This is a genomic window from Tenacibaculum aquaeponti (assembly GCF_052084715.1).
Lineage (GTDB): Bacteria > Bacteroidota > Bacteroidia > Flavobacteriales > Flavobacteriaceae > Polaribacter.
In genome coordinates this window covers 737780-754846 of the sequence record NZ_CP197288.1, presented here as the reverse complement: position 1 = coordinate 754846, position 17067 = coordinate 737780, and the positions used below count along the sequence as shown (strand labels likewise).

The following is a 17067-nucleotide window of genomic DNA, read 5'->3' as shown; positions in this document are numbered from 1 at the left end:
TATATTATTTATTCAACATAAACAGAATAAGAAACTAAAATTTCATTATTTATTTTTAAATGAATATCATAACTTCCCTTTTTTTGAAATAAAGCTTCAAATTTTAATGAATCATTTTTTATTCTGACATTTCGTAGTTTAAGTTTTTTTTCGGTATTACTAGCATCATAATAGATTAAAGAAATTTTATTTGTATTAACAGGTTTTATAGTTTTAAATTTAAATTGTAAAGATTTATTTTTTGTTGCTTTTGTATATAGATTTTCTGGAAGAATAGGTGTTATTTTATATTTATAAGCGGAATTATATATAAGTGGAGCAGAAGTAAATTGATCACTAGTTTGTTTAATATTAAGTAACCATTTTTTATCAATAGGATGATGGTTCTTGGCAAATAATAGGGGAGAAGTTAAAAAAAAGCCATCATTGTAATCATTTAAAAATTTAAAATTTTCATCTGCATATCCGCTAGCCCAAGTTGCATCACATAAATACCACTTATTATTTAGTTTAATGGCATTCCATGTGTGATTAGGAATGCCAAGGTTTTCTACATTAGAATTTGTGTTTCTTCCATATCCATCAATCATCTTACATTCCAAGCCAGAAATAAAAGCCATTTGTTGAAGAAGATAAGCGTATCCAGTACAAATTGTTTTTTGTTGTTCTAGTAGTTTTTTAAAAACTTTTTTCTTGTATTTGTTATGCCATTTTTTGTAACTCTTAGGTGAGTTTTTATATTTTTTACGTTTTTTACTTATTATTAGAAAACTATTATGATCATTACTAATGTTATTACATATCCAAAAATAAATCGCTCTAAACTTTTCTACGTCTGTATTTAACTTATTGGTTAGTTTATAAGTTAATAAAGGAAGATTTTTAATACTTTCTCCCTTTAATAATTTTGCTGTATTATCGGCTACGGTAAAATTTATATGATTGAAATCTGAAACTTGCGGATAAAATTTTATAGTAAATAAGAAAATTAAAAGTAGAATATACTGTTTCATTATTCTTTTAATTTTCTTTTCCAGAATTTCTTTTTAGAAGTGAATACTTTTTTAACTGTCACTTCTCCTAGTAATAAACAATTATTTGATTCCATTTTGACATTCAATTCTAAATTAGTCAAATATTTCTGGTTTTCAATAACAATTTTTTTAGAATCCATACCAATAAAGCTAAATATTAAAACATCTCCTTTCTTTAGCTTTTTAGGAAAATCAAAATGTCCTTCAATATTTGTTTCTGTTCCTATAGTAGATCCTTCTAAATAAATAGAAATACCAGGAAGTGGACCAGTTTCATCAGAAACAAATCCTTTTACTTTAAATGTTGGTTGTTTAGTGTTAACCCCTTTAGTTTTAATTTGTATAGGAGTTATTTCTGTAGGAGTTTTAATTTGTTGAGCTTCAATATTATTATAAGTAAATAAAGAAAGTATTGTTAGTCCTAAACTTTTTAAAAAATGATTTGTTTTGTTATTTTGATATTCTATAAATGGAGAAGAAATTTGACGATTTAAAAATTGACCGCATGTTTTTTGATTTGAGTTTTTTTTGAAATATTGAATTATTTCTTTAGAACTCATACCGGTAAAATCTATAACTTCTTTATTACAAGAGTTACAGAAACCACCAGAATTTGTTTTTGTAAATTCACTAAATTTTTGTGAGCAAGGTTTTTTAATTTCTAAGGTAATTTTATTTTTCATAGCGTTATATAATTTAAGTTTAAATCTTTTCAAACTTAAATTATATAACAAAATACCAAAACAACGAATGAGTGATTATGTGTTTTGGTTTAGTAAAAATAAAGTGTTGTTAAATTTAGTTTTTATAATACCAAAAAGGAATATCAATTATATTTTCATTAATTTCAGATTCATCTTTTTTAGAAAAGTTAATTCTTGTAACTCTCAAATTGTGTTTTCCTTCTGGTATATTTTTTAATGGAAGAATGGTTTCAAAACCTAATAAATCGTTCACTTTAGTAGCAATAAAATCAGTTTCAATTTTTGTGTCATCAATCATCAGGCTATATACTTTTTTAAAGGTATTTAAATATTCTGTTTGTAAAGAATTTAAATCTTCCTTGTTTTTAGCTCTTCGAATTGTTATTATCTTACTTTTCATTCCTCTAGAGTCTTTTTCAGGAACTAAAGTTTTATTCTTTTTTAGAATAATATTTTCAATTCTACTATTGTACACAATAAATACTTTTAAGTAAGTATCATTTACAATTCTAGATTGTATGGCAACATCTCTTACAAAGTCATCGTCTTCCAGTAAATTAAGATAGTTGTTTTTGTATGCGTAATTTGTATTAGATCGAGTGTAATTATCAAAAAAATTTGATTGAGTATTTTCAATAGTACTTATAGTAATTATTAGTAAATAAGCTGGAATTAAGAAAAACAAGATGCGTTTTCCGAATTTATTATCTAAAAAATTATAAACTAAATGTCTATATAAAAAAGATAAAGTTATAATACTAAAGAATCTATAAATTGGAAAATATAAAGTTGAAGTCCACTTTTTCTTTTTTAAACCACCCTGAGTTATAAAATCAATGAAAACAATAAGTCCACCTGTTATTATTGTAAATATAATACTACCACCAATTACTTCTTGAGTATATGTTGGTTCACTAGTCGGACTAAATAAAAAACCGATAACTATTCCAGGGATAATTATACATATGAAGAATGCTAAAAAATAGAATAGAACGATAAATGTTAAAGCAAAAATTATACTGCATAAATCTTCCAAGTTAGAAACATATTTGTCGTACGGACCTACTTTTTTTTCTAAATAGTTGGTGAATTTTTTACTGTAGTTTAGTTTGTCGTAATCTATTTCTCCAGAAATATATCGTAAACCAATAGCTCCAATCCAAATACCTCTTAAGATTACATGAATAATAAGGTTTAAAATAAGTATAGAACTGAATATTAATAAAACAAAGTAGAAAAATTCATAAGGACTATCTACAGCACCAGCTTCTCTTAATCTTTTCCTAAGTGGAAAAAAAGCATTGAATAAACCTAATACAGCAAAACCAGAAATTAATAATTCCAATTGCCAACTTTCTTGTTGGAGTTTATCTAACCATTGTTTAAACTTGATACTAGTGTAATTGCTTTTCATAGTTTTTATAGATTAGTATTGGTTTAGGTCGCAATGTTACAAAAAAACTCGTTTCGTAAATAGTCTAATCTTTATAAAGTAATGAGTCTAAATTTTGAATTAAAATATTTTTATGACGATCATATAAAATAGTTCTTTCTTTTAAATTAATACATACTTATCGCAATTCTTTTATCATCTATTAATGTTACATTAAAAGGTTTATAATATTCCTTAATGTTTTGGATTTTTAATTTTTAAGAAATAAAAAAATCTCTTCGTTATTCACAAAGAGATTTTTATAGTTTTATAAAAGTTTTAACCTTATTTAATTAAACTATAAGAACGTTTAATAAAGTTTGTTAATTCTTCACCATGTAATAAGTTCTGAGATAATTTAGCTAAATCAAAAGCTTGAGAAATTAATTCTTTTTGTTTTGATTCATCGGCATTTAAAATATCAGATACTAATTCATGATTTGTATTTACCACAAGGTTATACATTTCTGGCATATTACCCATTCCCATCATTCCGCCACCAGTTGCACTCATTTCTTTCATTCTACGCATAAATTCTGGAACAGTAATTAAGAATGGAGAAGCAGTAGAATCCATAGCTTCTAATTGAACTGTATAACTTGAATTGTTAACAGCACCTTCTATAACTGGTTTTAATTTCTCTTTTTCTTCATCTGAAAGTTTAGAAATTACAGTATCATCTTTCTTAATTAAATTATCTACATGGTCTGCATCTACACGCTTAAATTGTAATTTAGCATCGCCAGAAGATGTTTCTAATTTTTGCATTAAATGCGAAACAATTGGAGAGTCTAATAATAAAACCTCGTATCCTTTTGCTTTAGCGTCTTCAATGTAACTGTGTTGAGCATCTTTATTTGCTGCGTATAAAATGATATGATTTCCATCTTTATCAGTTTGAGAGTTTTTTGTTTTCTCAACTAACTCTTCGTAAGTAAAAAAAGTATCATTTACGGTAGGGTATAAGGCAAACTTCTTAGCTTTATCGAAGAATTTATCTTCAGATAACATACCATATTCTATAATTACCTTAATATCGTTCCATTTTTGTTCGAAATCTTCACGATCTTTTTTGAATAAAGAAGAAAGTTTATCAGCTACTTTTTTAGTAATATAACCAGAAATTTTCTTTACCGCTCCATCTGCTTGTAAATAAGAACGAGAAACGTTTAATGGAATATCTGGAGAATCAATAACTCCTTTTAGCATTTGTAAGAAATCAGGAACAATTCCTTCTACATTATCTGTTACAAATACTTGGTTTTGGTATAATTGAATTTTATCCTTTTGAATATCCATGTTTTGAGATAAACGCGGGAAATATAAAATACCAGTTAAGTTAAATGGATAATCAACATTTAAGTGAATATTGAATAAAGGTTCTTCGAATTGCATTGGATACAATTCTCTGTAGAAGTTTTTATAATCTTGATCTTCTAAATCAGCAGGCTTTTTTGTCCAAGCTGGATTTGTATTGTTGATGATGTTATCAACTTCTTTTGTTTCTGGTTTAGCATCTTCAGCAGCACCTTCAGGTAATGGTAACGTTTCAGTTTTAGTTCCGAATTTAATTGGAATTTGGTTAAAACGGTTGTATTTCGTTAATAATCCAGAGATTTTAGAATCTTCTAAGAAATCTTTTTCATCTTCAGAAATATGAAGAATAATTTCCGTTCCTCTTTCTGTTTTATCATGTGCTTCTAAAGTGTATTCAGGAGAACCATCACAAGTCCAGTGCGCAGCAGTTTCTTCTTTAAAAGACTTTGTAATTATTTCAACTTTATCTGCAACCATAAATGCAGAGTAGAAACCTAATCCGAAGTGACCAATTACACCAGTTTCATTATTAGAGTCTTTATATTTTTCTAAAAACTCTTCAGCACCAGAAAAAGCAATCTGATTGATGTATTTTTCAACTTCTTCTGCTGTCATACCTAAACCTTGATCTATGATATGAAGCGTTTTATTTTCTTTGTCGATTTTAATTTCTATTTGTGGATTGCCATATTCAACTTTAGCTTCTCCAATAGAAATTAAATGTTTTAGTTTAGTTGTTGCATCTGTAGCATTTGAAATTAACTCACGTAAGAAAATTTCATGATCTGAATACAAGAATTTTTTAATTAGCGGGAAAATATTTTCCACCGATACATTAATACTTCCTTTACTCATAATAATATGTGTTTGATTTTTTATTCTAAATTTTCAAGGTTAGCTTTTCAAAAAAAATACCAAATATTAAAAAAATGTCAGGTTGACAGGAATTTATTTTTTGATTTTAAAGAATCGTTAAATAATATAGAAGCAAATAAACCTATTAAAGAGCTAACTAAGAAGAAAATAAATAAGTATTGATAAGCCAAGACACCTCCAACTTCATCCAAATAATAACCTTCAATTGGACCTAAAAAAACATCAGGAGAAAAACCAACAACAGATAAAATACCCACAACTGTACCAGTCATGGTAATAGGAATTCTAGCTTCTTCTAACACAGTAAAATATAAAACTCTTAAAGTGTAAGCTCCAATTAAAGAACTTATTAAAGGAAGTAGTAAAGTGAAATGTGGGATATATATATTAAAAATAAAAAGCAAACTACCTAAAACCATTGTAGAAAAACCAATAACCAACCATTTAGAAGGATTAGAATTTTTGGCAAAGAATATTACAAGTAAACAAATAACAGGTCTTATATACGATATAAAAGTTCCTAATTCAGCAGATTCTTTAGAATTATATCCATAAATTTCACTAGCATATTGTGTGAAAATATCAGCAATTCTAAAGCCTATATATGAAGTTAAAACAATAATCATTAATATCCATATAACAGGATAACGTAAAGCTTTTAATATGTTATATTGATGTTTATTATTTGTTTTTATTTTGGAATGATCACCAAAATTAGGAAGTAATAACATTAAAAAAGCGACTAACATTATTAGTGCAGAAGTTATTAAATAAACTTTATTCATAGCACTTTGTAAAAATAATTTAGAATAACTTTCATCAGTAATAGATGATAAAATAACTACTCCCATTGTGCCTATTAAAGCAGCTACAATTCCTCTACCACCTTCTAATAATCCAAAACCGAGAATTTGATTTTTTTTACCACCCCAAAGACGAGTTGCTTTAACTAATGGAGACCAAAATAGAAGTATTGTTGTAATTCCCCAGTAAATGTATAATATATATAAAGTTGAAAGAAAAGGGTAGTAAACCCAAGCAAACCCACCTAAACCAGTTAAAAATAAAGCAATGCTCATTAAATACTTTAATTGAAATTTATCAGCAATAAGGCCTCCAAAAAAGTAAGAAATCATTGCTGTAATTCCATATAAAGTATAACAAATTCCAATATCTTTATTGGTAATGTTAAAAGCATTTAAAAATGTTGGCCTAAAAATTCTAAGTAAAACAAAAGGCAATGCATAAATAATTTCTGCAGCTAAAATCAAAAAAATAATTTGTATTGCTTTTTTGTAGTTCATTAAACTAGTGTGATAAATTTTTGTTTTTATCTTAAAAATTGAGGCGATAAATAAAGGTAAAAAAAATATAGCAAATAAAAAGTTTTTATTTTCATTCGAGTTTAAGTTCATCGTTATTCTACTGACATGATGGCATTTTATGAATTTTGTCTTTTAACATTTTTGTAGAAAAATGATAAAATTCATACTTTTACAGGCTTTTTATTTGCAAACAACAAAATTATAACTTTACATATGTATAATTCAAAAATTACGGGTTTAGGATATTATGTTCCTGAAAATGTTGTTACTAATGACGATTTAACCCAATGGATGGAGACAAGTGATGAATGGATTCAAGAAAGAACAGGAATTAAAGAACGTCGTTGGATTGACCCTAAAACTGAAGATACTACAGCTGTTATGGGAGCTAAGGCTGCTAGAATAGCTATTGAAAGAGCTGGATTAACTAAAGATGATATTGATTTTATCATTTTTGCTACTTTAAGTCCAGATATGTATTTCCCAGGTGGTGGAGTACAAATTCAAGACATGTTAGATATGCCTACTATTGGCGCATTAGATGTGCGTAACCAATGTTCTGGCTTTATTTATTCTTTATCAGTTGCAGATCAATTTATTAAAACAGGTATGTATAAAAACATTCTTGTAATTGGGTCCGAAAATCATTCAGGAGGTTTAGAAAAATCAACAAGAGGTAGGGGTGTTACTGTAATTTTTGGTGATGGAGCTGGAGCAGCAGTATTATCTAGAACAGAAGAAAAGGGGAAAGGTATTTTATCTTCTCATTTACATTCTGAAGGTAAACATGCAAGAGAGCTAGCTTTAATAGGACCATCAACAAATCGTTGGGTTCCCGAAATAATTGAAGCTAATGATCCAGAAGACACTTCTTATTATCCACATATGAATGGACAGTTTGTATTTAAACATGCTGTAGTTCGTTTCTCTGAAGCTATAATTGAAGGATTAACTGCAAATGGATTAGAGAAAGAAGATATTGATATGTTAATTCCTCATCAAGCTAACTTAAGAATTGCTCAATTTATTCAAAAGAAGTTCGGACTATCTAATGATAAAGTTTATAATAATATTATGCATTATGGTAATACTACTGCAGCTTCTATTATTATTGCTTTAACAGAAGCATGGGAGAATGATAAAATAAAGGAAGATGATTTAGTTGTTTTAGCAGCCTTTGGTAGTGGGTTTACTTGGGGATCAGTTGTGATTCGTTGGTAGATAACAACAAATAATATAAAAAAAGTCAAAGTTTAAATAAACTTTGACTTTTTTTATTCGTTAAAAATGGCAACAGCTCTTACGGGTGAACCAGTACCACCTCTTATTTTTAAAGGTAATGCTATAAAACGGAATCTTCCTCTACCAACAAGCTTATGAAGATTGATCATGTTTTCATAATGAGTAAATCCCATTTTTCCACAGATATAATGTACTTCTTTATTTGAAATTTTTGGAACTCCTGGTGACATAGTTTCTACGCCAAATGCTGAAATTTCCTGACTTCCTAACCATTTTGTACATTCAGCGGTTATTCCAGGTCCGTTTTCCCAATTTTCAGTATTGAAAGCTTTTCTATAATGATCTGTATAAATTAAAACAGTGTCTCCTTTATTTATAGATAAACTTTCTTTCTCTAATGCTTTTTCCAAATCATCTGAAGTAATTAATTCTTTAAACCCTTTGTAAGAAAGATCTAAACATATTCCTTCAGTATAAAACATGGATAAAGGCATAGTATCAATAGATTTTCCGACATGTTCTTTTGCCATGTGATTTATAGCGTCAACATGAGTACCTGTATGCTCTCCAAGTTCTAATTTGTATACAGCAGGAGTTTTGGTTGTAGGATTAATCTCGTTATTCCATTCTTCATGCGTATTATGTACCTGCATTTTTACTTGTGGTAAACTTTTAAATACAGGCATTCCTTCATATATCTCTTGGCTGAGATCTATTATTTCAACCATTTAACTCAATTTTCACGTTATATTTTTTTAAGTCTTTTAAATAATTCTCTGGAATAAAATCATCTCTATCAAATTCATTTTGTCTTATCTTTTTCATTTCTGTGCGTTTTATTGCTTTTAAAAAACGCCTTATTTCCAACTCATTATTTAAAATTAAACCAGGTACAGGTACATTTTTTCCATTATCATCTTTTGCAACCATAGTAAAATATGAAGAATTGCAATGTTTTACATTTCCTGATTGAATATGTTGTGATTCAACTCTAATTCCTACTACCATAGAAGTTTTTCCTACATAGTTAATAGAGGCTTTCATGGTTACTAGCTCACCAACTTCAATAGGATTTAAAAAATCTACAGTATCTACAGAAGCAGTAACACAGTATGTTGAAGAATATTTAGATGCACAAGCAAAAGCAATTTGATCCATTAAGTTTAAAATATAACCTCCATGAATTTTTCCACTAAAGTTAGCATGAGAGGGTAACATTAATTCAGAGATTGTAATTCTCGTATCTTCTACGTGTTTGTATGTTTTATTCATCTTTCTTAGATCTTAAACCACTAAAGTGAGGAGAGTTTTCTTCTTCTACTTTAGTTATAAAATATTTAGTATCACCAAGCCAAAAAAACTTTCCAAATCTTTCTTTATAGGTTAGTTTTACATATCGACCTTGATATTTTTGAAGATTTTTGATAGCTTCTTTTTCTTTATCTTCAACTGAAAAACTGAAAATTTGAGCTCCAGAGATACCTTGACTAATTTCTCCTTCCCATGTTTTAATAGTAATTCCTTTTCTGCTAAATTTTATTAACTCTCCAGAACGAACACCTTCACTGTATGGAACGTAATAAATAAAAGTGTAATAAGCCACAGCTATTAATAAAATAATTGAAAGAATTGTAAATAGAGTTTTTTTCATAAGACAAAATTATGATTAAAAATATTCCTATTTGGAGAGACGACAAAATAAAAAATTAATTAACCAATATTTAACGTAATTTTCAAAGCTGTTTTTTCCTTTTTAACCTTGTTTTTTTCTTCTTAAACAGATTTAATTTAATTAAAATCAGGTTTTTATTTATTTTCATTCCTGATGTTTAATTTAATAAAAACTATTACCAATTTATAAGAAATGAAAAACTATAGAATATTACAATTTACTCTTTTTTTATTATTAAGTATAAGTTCATATTCACAGGAAGAAAATAAAGATGTTTTTTCTGTAGCTAGATCTGGGAGTTTAGTAGAAATGAAAAAAATTTTAAAAGAAAAACCTGAATTAATTGATAAAAAAAATATGGCGGGTTATACACCGCTCATTTTGGCATGTTACAGTGGAAATAATGATGTAGCTAAATATATAGTAGATAAATCCAGTAATATTAATTTGAATAATGGTTATGGAACAGCGTTAATGGCTTCAGTTGTAAAAAAGAATGAAGAATTAGTAACATATTTATTATCTCACGAAGCAGATGTTAATATTTCAGATTCTAATGGAACTACTGCTTTACATTATGCTGTAATTTTTAATCTTAACCAAATTGCTGAAAAATTGATTAAATCTGGTGCTAAATACGATATAAAAGATAATCGAGGTAATACAGCTAAAGATTATGCAACTTTAAAAAACAATCAAAAATTATTAACTCTATTTAAAAGCTAAATTATGGTAAGAAAATTACTCGTCATCATTATATTAATTTCTAATATAACATTTGCTCAAACTTTTTCTACAGGAACTCAAGTTTTAAAAGATGATTTAAGTGTAAATATTGAAACGGATGCTACAACAACAACTTTAATTTTAACAGGACCTTCTAATGCTTGGTTTGCAGTTGGATTTGATAATAATGCTACTAATATGTTTAGTAGTACAGATGTATTCAGAACAGATGGAACAACAATCACAGATGCTAAAACTGTAGGTAATCAATTGCCTCCAGCTGATGCAAGTCAAGATTGGAACTTAGTTTCTAATACCGTCTCGGGAGGTATTAGAACAATAACAGCAACAAGAGCAAATAATACTGGTGATTCTAATGACTTTATTTTTAGTAATAATGTAGGAAGTATAGATATTATTTGGGCATTTGGAACATCAACGACATATGGTTATCATGGAGGTTCAAACAGAGGAGCAACTACTTTAGGTGTTACTTTAGGAAAAGAAGAATTTGAAACTTTAATTTTTGAAGCGTTTCCAAATCCAGTATCAAATAATATACAAATTAAATTACCTTTCGATGTAAATTCTGCTAAAATTAAAGTTTACGATTTCTCAGGTAGAATAATTAAATCAGGAAAAATTTCTCAGTTAGATAAAGAAATAGATTTTTCAGAAATAGGAGCAGGTTTTTATACACTTATTTTAGAATCTGAAGATAAATTAGGAATGAAAAAGATTTTAAAAAAGTAATATGAATTTATATAATTATATAAAAACCGATTGTAAATAACAATCGGTTTTTTATTGTAAGTTTGTGCTACTTCAAAAAAATAATTAAAATGAATTATATCTTATTTGATGGAGATGTGAGAACTTCTCTTTTACCTTTTACTTATACAAGACCAGTTGCAGATATAAGAGTAGGTATTTTAACGATTAGAGAAAAATGGGAAAAGTATTTAGGATTAACAACAACTACAATAACAGAAGAATATTTAGAAGATAAATATCCTATGGTAGAAATGGAAGAGAATATTATGTTAAACGCTTCTTTTTTGCCAACTTCTGAATTAGTAGATATGGTAAAAAAATTAAAGAAGAATGAAGCTATTTTTAAAGGAGAAGATGTTATTGCTTTTTATAGTGTAATAGAACAAGAAGAAGTTGATTTTAATAATTATACACAAATAGAGTTTGAAGAGAATATTATAAAAATTAATAATACCTGGGATATTTTCTCTAATAATGATGTAGCTATTCGTCAAGACTTCGAATTATTAACAGAAGGAAGAGAATCTCAACCTATTCCAGATACAGTTCAATGTATTGGAAAAGAAAATATTTTTATAGAGGAAGGAGCTAAATTAACTTTTGCAACTTTAAATGCTACCACAGGACCAATTTATATTGGGAAAAATGCTGAAATTATGGAGGGTGTTATGGTTCGAGGCGCTTTAGCAATGTGTGAGAACTCAGTCTTAAAGCTAGGAGCTAAAATATACGGAGCTACTACTTTAGGACCGTCTTGTAAAGTAGGAGGAGAGGTAAATAATTCAGTGTTTTTTGGTAATTCTAACAAAGGTCATGATGGTTATTTAGGAAATTCTGTGTTAGGAGAATGGTGTAATTTAGGGGCAGATACAAATAATTCTAACTTGAAAAATAATTATGCAGAAGTTAGATTATGGAATTATGAAACAGGTAGATTTGCTAAAACAGGATTGCAGTTTTGTGGTTTAATTATGGGAGATCACTCTAAATGTGGGATTAATACAATGTTTAATACAGGGACAGTTGTAGGAGTTTCTGCTAATATTTTTGGGAGCGGATTTCCTAGAAACTTTATACCATCATTTAGTTGGGGAGGTGCTTCTGGTTTTACTGAGTACAAAATGAGTAAGGTAAGTGAAGTTGCAGAAGTGGTTATGAAAAGAAGAAATGTTGTTTATGATGAACAAGAGCATAAAATTCTTTCAACTGTTTTTGAACAATCAAAACAATATAGAAATTATTAAGAGGACATTTTTTTGGGGATTTAAGTTATAATGAACAAGGAATATATAATAAAAGATATTTTAAATTTTATTTTAATAGATGGAAAAATTAATCAAGATGCATTAAGTTCTGATTTAATAAAAAATAAAGATAAAATTTTAAAATACCTGAATAATGGCTATAAAGTTTCTACAGTTTCAACTATTCAACAATGTGAAATTTGTAATAAACCCGCTGGTCCAATCAATTATTTTTCAGATGGATATTGGATTTGGCCAAAATGGTTAAATCACTATTTGACTGAACACAATATTAAATTTCCGAAAAAATTCCTAGAAAGAATGGAGTTGAATAATTACAATATTGATAAAAACTTTGTAAGACAAGTATTAGAAGATGATAATACAATCCTTGAATAATAAAAGTGATTAAAATCTTAGTATATTATTAAATAATGTTTTTTATTGATTTTAAAGCTGTTAGGTTTTAGGACGTAAGAGAAAATACAAATAAAATAAAGCTTGTTAACTTTAAGAATATGTGAAATTTAATTTTTTGGCACACTACTTGGTATTATGTAAGTGTATATCAAAATAATGATATGCATTTAAAATCAAATAGTATGAAGAAATTTGTTTTACTAGTTACGGGAATTTTATTAGCAATATTTTCAGCTAATGCGTCAGAAACGAGTGCAAATACAACAGCACGTTATTATAATTACGGTAAATCATTCATCTTTAACGAAGGAGGAGTAGAGTTTGCTGTATATCCAGACGGACAATTCGATTTTTATTTAAATAATTCAAGAGGAGGCGTAAACATAAACGTTAATGGACCAGGAGTTAATATTAGCTTTAATTCAGGTTACAATTACGATCCATTCGTACAATATGATGATTATGGAGCAGTAGTACAAATTGAAGATATTCCAATTTTTTATGACCACTACGGAAGAATTGCTCAAGCAGGAGATGTTTTCATACGTTACAATCGTTGGGGACGAGTATCTAGAGTTGGAGGATTATTTGTAAACTATAATACTTATGGAGATTTTTTAAACTGTTCAGGTTATATTAATAATTATAACAGATATTATGTATACAGGCCTTATCACAGATATTTTTCTGTACCAGTAGTAGATAGATGTGTAGTTTGGGATCGTCCTTATAGAAGATTTTATTCACCATACAGATTTTCTTATTCAGTATATAGAAACAATTATTACAATGGCTATTATGCAAGATCTTACAGAAATAGAGCTTACTGTAGACCAGGCGCAACGGTAACAAACTTCAATAGAGGTAGAAGGGTAGCTAATGCTAGAAATGTAAGATATAGATCTAGAGATAATAGAAGAACTATGTATCAAAGAAATGATCGTAATTACAGTAGAATTAACAGAAACAGCTCTAGAGTAGCTAGAAATACGAATAGAAGTATTGATAGATCTCGTACTATTACTAGAAACACAAGAATAGTTTCTAGAGATAGAGGAACAACTAGAAACATTTCTAGAAATAGAGCTCAAGTTAATACAAGAAATAGAAATTCTGTAGCGAACAAATCTAATTCTAAGAGTAGAACATACAAAAGCGTTACAAGAAAAGTTCAACCTAAAAAGACAAGAGGTTACTCTGAAACAAGAACAGCAAGTACAGTAAAAAGGGCTCAAAATACGAGATATAATAATAGAGGAAACTCTACAAGAACAAAAACTAAAGTTACTAGAAATGTAAGTTCTAATAGATTAAAAGGAAATACTTCAAGATCTAGAGTAGTAAGAAGTAGAAGATAGAAATAAGATCGTTATTTGAAGATTACTAAAAGGCCGCATTGTTATAATGTGGTTTTTTTATTTTTAAATTTTTATCATTAAAAAACCGAAACATATTTAGTGTTTCGGTTTTTAATTTTCTTAATCTTTTTCTTAACTGTTCATAGCAATATCCCCCTCCAGATTAATAGTAGTTGATACCTCCATTGTAATAGTTTTTAGTTAAATATATGTTAACAATAATGATGCCGAAATACACTTGTGCTCTTTTTTTTATCGTTTAAACACAAAAAAAATACATATATCACCTTTTTTTTCTAAAAACTTTGCAAAAAGCTCAATTTTGTAATGTGCAATATTATAGAGAGTTAAGCTCTGTAAAACTCGAAGTAGCTACTCGATAATTATTAATTAACCTACAAATAAAAAAAATGAATTCTCAAATTTTATACCCAGAATCTGTGTATGCATACAGAATTGGAAATGATAATAAAGTTACTATAGTAGCTAAAGGACATGAAGAAGGTTATTGTAATATAGAAATTACTCCATCTATGGCTACAATTTACCCACCTATATATATGGTTGTAGGGAGTCCATGTGCTGCAATTGGATATTTCCCTTATACAGTTCAGAAAACTGTTCCTTATTCAACAGATTTAGATTATATTCAATTTCAAACAGCTAATGGAACAGAAAGAATAGCAATTCATGATGTAATGGAGACTTTAGATAAAACTCCAAACATAGAATTATTAGCAAAAGCAGCTACAAATGATAATCAAGTTACTGGTTATGCTTATAATTCTTCAGATATTAATAAAGCAATAGATGATGCAATAGCTAAGTTAAGAAAGAAATTTCCTAGAGGAATTTCAGCAGAGTTAGTTTCATCAGGATTCGTTGCGGCTGGTTCTCCAGTAGGTATAGCTTTTTACTATGCTGTAATGGAGCAAAAATCATAAAACAGAATTTTTAGATTTGTTTAAACTCAACTTGTTTTAAAAGAGGTAATATGTGAGGTTTATTGCCTCTTTTTATAGTATAAACTTGTTGATACTATCGAAGAATTGCTTTTTATAAGTATCTCCAATAGGAAGGTTATTTCCGTTAGATAAATAAACAGTTAAAGAATCAGTTTTAATTACATGTTCTAAAGCTACAATATATGATTTATGAATTTTTACAAATTGTTTTGAAGAAAGCTCATTTTCAAAATGTTTTAAAGTATTGTAAGTAATAATTTGGTTTTCTTTAGTATGAATAGAAACGTAATTTTTTAAGCTTTCAACATAAATAATATCTTTGGTATAAATTCGCTCAAAATTATTTTTTCCATCAGTTTTTATAAAGGTAAACTGACCACTGTTTGTTGTTGTATTTTGAATTTCATTAGGTTTCACTTTTAAAATAGCGCTATAAAAACGTTCAAACTCAAAAGGTTTTAAAAGATAATCAACTGCATTTAACTCGTAACTTTCTATAGCAAATTGCGGATAAGCAGTTGTGAAGATCACATTAATTTTATCTTTTATGATTTTAGATAATTGTATTCCTGTTATGGTGGGCATTTGAATATCAAGAAATATTACATCTAACTCTTCTTTTTCAATAATGCCTAAAGCTTCTATTGGGTTTGTAGTAGCGGCAATTAATTCTAAAAAAGGAACTTTTTTTACATACGATTCTAATAATCGAATTGCAGGAGCTTCATCATCAACTAATAAACATCTTAACTTTTGCATCGCATTTATTTTTTTAAAGGGATTTGTAAATGAGTACTGTATTCTACATCATTTTCAGTAAAATCAAAAATATAATTATTATCAAATAAAAGAGATAAACGCTTTTTTAAATTTTCTCTACCAATTCCTTTAGAACTATAATGTTTAACGAAAGCAATTTTATTTTTAGTTTTTAATTCCAAATGATTTTCTGTTACTTCAATGTTTATTTCTGCAGGAAAACTCGGATCATTAACTATTCCGTGTTTGAAAATATTTTCAATAAAATGAATAAGCATTAACGAAGGGATTTCTTGGTTACCAATTTCTCCTTTAATAGATAAGTTTACAAATAAATTATCTTCAAAACGTTTTTCATAGAAATACATATAATCTTTAATAAACTTAATCTCATTATGTAAAGGCATATAGTCCTTTTGCGCTTCGTAAGTTAAATAGCGTAACAATTCTGACAATTTATGAATTCCTTTAGCTGTTTTTGGTTGTGTATCTGCTAATTCAGAATAAAAAACATTAAGTGTATTGAATAAAAAGTGAGGTTCTAATTGGTTTTTTAAAGCACCTAATTCTGCTTTTTGTTGTTCTAATTCTAACAAGTAAATTTTATCCTTATTTTTTAAAAACACAAAAAGTAAATAGATAAACGTACTAAAAAGAATAACTTTTAAACTATAGTATGAATTATCGAAAATATAATACCAAAAAGTACGACTTTGCTCAGAATAGTTGTGAAATCCTGTTATTGAGTATAAAATGATTTCTTCTAAAAAATAACGAATTATTGGAAAAATAAAGAATAAAGAAATTTGTCCTATAAAGAAATAGGAAAGATTTCTTTTCGCTAAAGTCTTCGGACAAATTACTTTAATATTTAAGACGTAAACACTAAAAAAAGTAATAAAATAAGTAGTAGTTAAAACAATTCCGAAAACATTAAACTGATTTATAAAAGTTTCATGCCCTAGTGTTACATACTTCCTGAAGATGTTCATAAACACAAGAACAAAACCAAAAAGGAAGTGATATTTAAGTTGATTCTTTATTTCCATACTTCAAATGTAGTTATTAAAGTTACGTTGCAAAGTTAGTTTACCATCTAATTCCTGTTTTTTAGGATGAACTCCAAAAACTACACAACGAAATCGAAAGTGTAAAAAAACAAGGAGTTTATACTGTAGAAAATGTACTTAGTGGAATTTTAAAAAATGCGGGTTAGATT

17 protein-coding genes are annotated in these 17067 nt (G+C 27.7%); 7 read left to right on the top strand and 10 right to left on the bottom strand.

The window, feature by feature from the left end:
• Positions 1–8: 8 nt before the first annotated feature.
• The 5 genes from ACSIGC_RS03430 to ACSIGC_RS03410 form a co-directional block, all read right to left on the bottom strand.
• On the bottom strand, positions 9–1013 hold the full coding sequence (locus ACSIGC_RS03430; RefSeq protein ID WP_442266764.1) for a transglutaminase domain-containing protein: 1005 nt from the start codon (positions 1011–1013) through the stop codon (positions 9–11).
• Positions 1013–1717, bottom strand: a complete 705-nt coding sequence (locus ACSIGC_RS03425) for a carboxypeptidase-like regulatory domain-containing protein (protein WP_442266763.1) — start codon at positions 1715–1717, stop codon at positions 1013–1015. Before ACSIGC_RS03425 ends, ACSIGC_RS03430 begins: the two co-directional genes overlap by 1 nt.
• A gap of 115 nt (positions 1718–1832) precedes the next feature.
• Positions 1833–3152 (bottom strand): hypothetical protein, encoded by a 1320-nt coding sequence (locus ACSIGC_RS03420; protein WP_442266762.1) that lies wholly within the window; start codon positions 3150–3152, stop codon positions 1833–1835.
• A gap of 303 nt (positions 3153–3455) precedes the next feature.
• Entirely contained in the window at positions 3456–5342 is a 1887-nt protein-coding gene (gene htpG, locus ACSIGC_RS03415) for a molecular chaperone HtpG (protein WP_442266761.1), read from the bottom strand.
• A 77-nt stretch (positions 5343–5419) separates the two neighbouring features.
• On the bottom strand, positions 5420–6667 hold the full coding sequence (locus tag ACSIGC_RS03410) for an MFS transporter (protein WP_442266760.1): 1248 nt from the start codon (positions 6665–6667) through the stop codon (positions 5420–5422).
• A gap of 234 nt (positions 6668–6901) precedes the next feature.
• Between ACSIGC_RS03410 and ACSIGC_RS03405 the strand changes: the two genes are divergently transcribed.
• Positions 6902–7909 (top strand): 3-oxoacyl-ACP synthase III family protein, encoded by a 1008-nt coding sequence (locus ACSIGC_RS03405; protein ID WP_442266759.1) that lies wholly within the window; start codon positions 6902–6904, stop codon positions 7907–7909.
• Positions 7910–7962: 53 nt separating this feature from the next.
• Here ACSIGC_RS03405 and ACSIGC_RS03400 read toward each other — a convergent pair whose 3' ends face one another.
• Genes ACSIGC_RS03400 through ACSIGC_RS03390 form a run of 3 tightly spaced genes read right to left on the bottom strand, consistent with a single transcriptional unit; the run spans position 7963 to position 9581 of the window.
• Positions 7963–8658, bottom strand: a complete 696-nt coding sequence (locus ACSIGC_RS03400) for a cyclase family protein (protein WP_442266758.1) — start codon at positions 8656–8658, stop codon at positions 7963–7965.
• The gene (locus ACSIGC_RS03395; protein ID WP_442266757.1) at positions 8651–9202 is read right to left on the bottom strand and encodes an acyl-CoA thioesterase; all 552 of its coding nucleotides are present in this window, start codon (positions 9200–9202) and stop codon (positions 8651–8653) included. Before ACSIGC_RS03395 ends, ACSIGC_RS03400 begins: the two co-directional genes overlap by 8 nt.
• On the bottom strand, positions 9195–9581 hold the full coding sequence (locus tag ACSIGC_RS03390; RefSeq protein ID WP_442266756.1) for a 6-phosphogluconate dehydrogenase: 387 nt from the start codon (positions 9579–9581) through the stop codon (positions 9195–9197). The genes ACSIGC_RS03395 and ACSIGC_RS03390 overlap by 8 nt, the downstream gene beginning before the upstream one ends.
• 213 nt (positions 9582–9794) lie before the next feature.
• Here ACSIGC_RS03390 and ACSIGC_RS03385 point away from each other — a divergent pair, with 213 nt between their 5' ends.
• The 6 genes from ACSIGC_RS03385 to ACSIGC_RS03360 all read left to right on the top strand — a co-directional run bounded on the left by ACSIGC_RS03385 (position 9795) and on the right by ACSIGC_RS03360 (position 15068).
• The gene (locus tag ACSIGC_RS03385) at positions 9795–10328 is read left to right on the top strand and encodes an ankyrin repeat domain-containing protein (RefSeq protein ID WP_442266755.1); all 534 of its coding nucleotides are present in this window, start codon (positions 9795–9797) and stop codon (positions 10326–10328) included.
• A gap of 3 nt (positions 10329–10331) precedes the next feature.
• On the top strand, positions 10332–11081 hold the full coding sequence (locus ACSIGC_RS03380; RefSeq protein WP_442266754.1) for a T9SS type A sorting domain-containing protein: 750 nt from the start codon (positions 10332–10334) through the stop codon (positions 11079–11081).
• A gap of 89 nt (positions 11082–11170) precedes the next feature.
• Positions 11171–12346, top strand: coding sequence for a GlmU family protein (locus tag ACSIGC_RS03375; protein ID WP_442266753.1), 1176 nt, complete (start codon positions 11171–11173; stop codon positions 12344–12346).
• A 30-nt stretch (positions 12347–12376) separates the two neighbouring features.
• A complete protein-coding gene (locus ACSIGC_RS03370) occupies positions 12377–12745 on the top strand; it encodes a hypothetical protein (RefSeq protein ID WP_442266752.1) in 369 nt (122 codons plus the stop codon).
• A 203-nt stretch (positions 12746–12948) separates the two neighbouring features.
• Positions 12949–14124, top strand: a complete 1176-nt coding sequence (locus ACSIGC_RS03365; protein ID WP_442266751.1) for a hypothetical protein — start codon at positions 12949–12951, stop codon at positions 14122–14124.
• 410 nt (positions 14125–14534) lie between these two features.
• On the top strand, positions 14535–15068 hold the full coding sequence (locus ACSIGC_RS03360) for a hypothetical protein (protein ID WP_442266750.1): 534 nt from the start codon (positions 14535–14537) through the stop codon (positions 15066–15068).
• Positions 15069–15140: 72 nt separating this feature from the next.
• Here the strand turns inward: ACSIGC_RS03360 and ACSIGC_RS03355 are convergent, their stop codons facing one another.
• Both ACSIGC_RS03355 and ACSIGC_RS03350 read right to left on the bottom strand, forming a co-directional pair.
• A complete protein-coding gene (locus ACSIGC_RS03355) occupies positions 15141–15848 on the bottom strand; it encodes a LytR/AlgR family response regulator transcription factor (protein WP_442266749.1) in 708 nt (235 codons plus the stop codon).
• A gap of 5 nt (positions 15849–15853) precedes the next feature.
• Complete coding sequence (locus ACSIGC_RS03350) at positions 15854–16897, bottom strand: sensor histidine kinase (protein WP_442266748.1); 1044 nt, start codon at positions 16895–16897, stop codon at positions 15854–15856.
• Positions 16898–17067: the final 170 nt, after the last annotated feature.

Excerpts from the sequence above, each read along its gene's own strand:
- ACSIGC_RS03430 (WP_442266764.1), bottom strand. The coding sequence starts at position 1,013 with ATGAAACAGTATATTCTACTTTTAATTTTCTTATTTACTATAAAATTT.
- ACSIGC_RS03410 (WP_442266760.1), bottom strand. The coding sequence starts at position 6,667 with ATGAACTACAAAAAAGCAATACAAATTATTTTTTTGATTTTAGCTGCA.
- ACSIGC_RS03400 (WP_442266758.1), bottom strand. The coding sequence starts at position 8,658 with ATGGTTGAAATAATAGATCTCAGCCAAGAGATATATGAAGGAATGCCT.
- ACSIGC_RS03395 (WP_442266757.1), bottom strand. The coding sequence starts at position 9,202 with ATGAATAAAACATACAAACACGTAGAAGATACGAGAATTACAATCTCT.
- ACSIGC_RS03420 (WP_442266762.1), bottom strand. The coding sequence starts at position 3,152 with ATGAAAAGCAATTACACTAGTATCAAGTTTAAACAATGGTTAGATAAA.
- ACSIGC_RS03375 (WP_442266753.1), top strand. The coding sequence starts at position 11,171 with ATGAATTATATCTTATTTGATGGAGATGTGAGAACTTCTCTTTTACCT.
- ACSIGC_RS03360 (WP_442266750.1), top strand. The coding sequence starts at position 14,535 with ATGAATTCTCAAATTTTATACCCAGAATCTGTGTATGCATACAGAATT.
- ACSIGC_RS03370 (WP_442266752.1), top strand. The coding sequence starts at position 12,377 with ATGAACAAGGAATATATAATAAAAGATATTTTAAATTTTATTTTAATA.
- ACSIGC_RS03425 (WP_442266763.1), bottom strand. The coding sequence starts at position 1,717 with ATGAAAAATAAAATTACCTTAGAAATTAAAAAACCTTGCTCACAAAAA.
- ACSIGC_RS03355 (WP_442266749.1), bottom strand. The coding sequence starts at position 15,848 with ATGCAAAAGTTAAGATGTTTATTAGTTGATGATGAAGCTCCTGCAATT.
- ACSIGC_RS03390 (WP_442266756.1), bottom strand. The coding sequence starts at position 9,581 with ATGAAAAAAACTCTATTTACAATTCTTTCAATTATTTTATTAATAGCT.
- ACSIGC_RS03405 (WP_442266759.1), top strand. The coding sequence starts at position 6,902 with ATGTATAATTCAAAAATTACGGGTTTAGGATATTATGTTCCTGAAAAT.
- htpG (WP_442266761.1), bottom strand. The coding sequence starts at position 5,342 with ATGAGTAAAGGAAGTATTAATGTATCGGTGGAAAATATTTTCCCGCTA.
- ACSIGC_RS03380 (WP_442266754.1), top strand. The coding sequence starts at position 10,332 with ATGGTAAGAAAATTACTCGTCATCATTATATTAATTTCTAATATAACA.
- ACSIGC_RS03350 (WP_442266748.1), bottom strand. The coding sequence starts at position 16,897 with ATGGAAATAAAGAATCAACTTAAATATCACTTCCTTTTTGGTTTTGTT.
- ACSIGC_RS03385 (WP_442266755.1), top strand. The coding sequence starts at position 9,795 with ATGAAAAACTATAGAATATTACAATTTACTCTTTTTTTATTATTAAGT.
- ACSIGC_RS03365 (WP_442266751.1), top strand. The coding sequence starts at position 12,949 with ATGAAGAAATTTGTTTTACTAGTTACGGGAATTTTATTAGCAATATTT.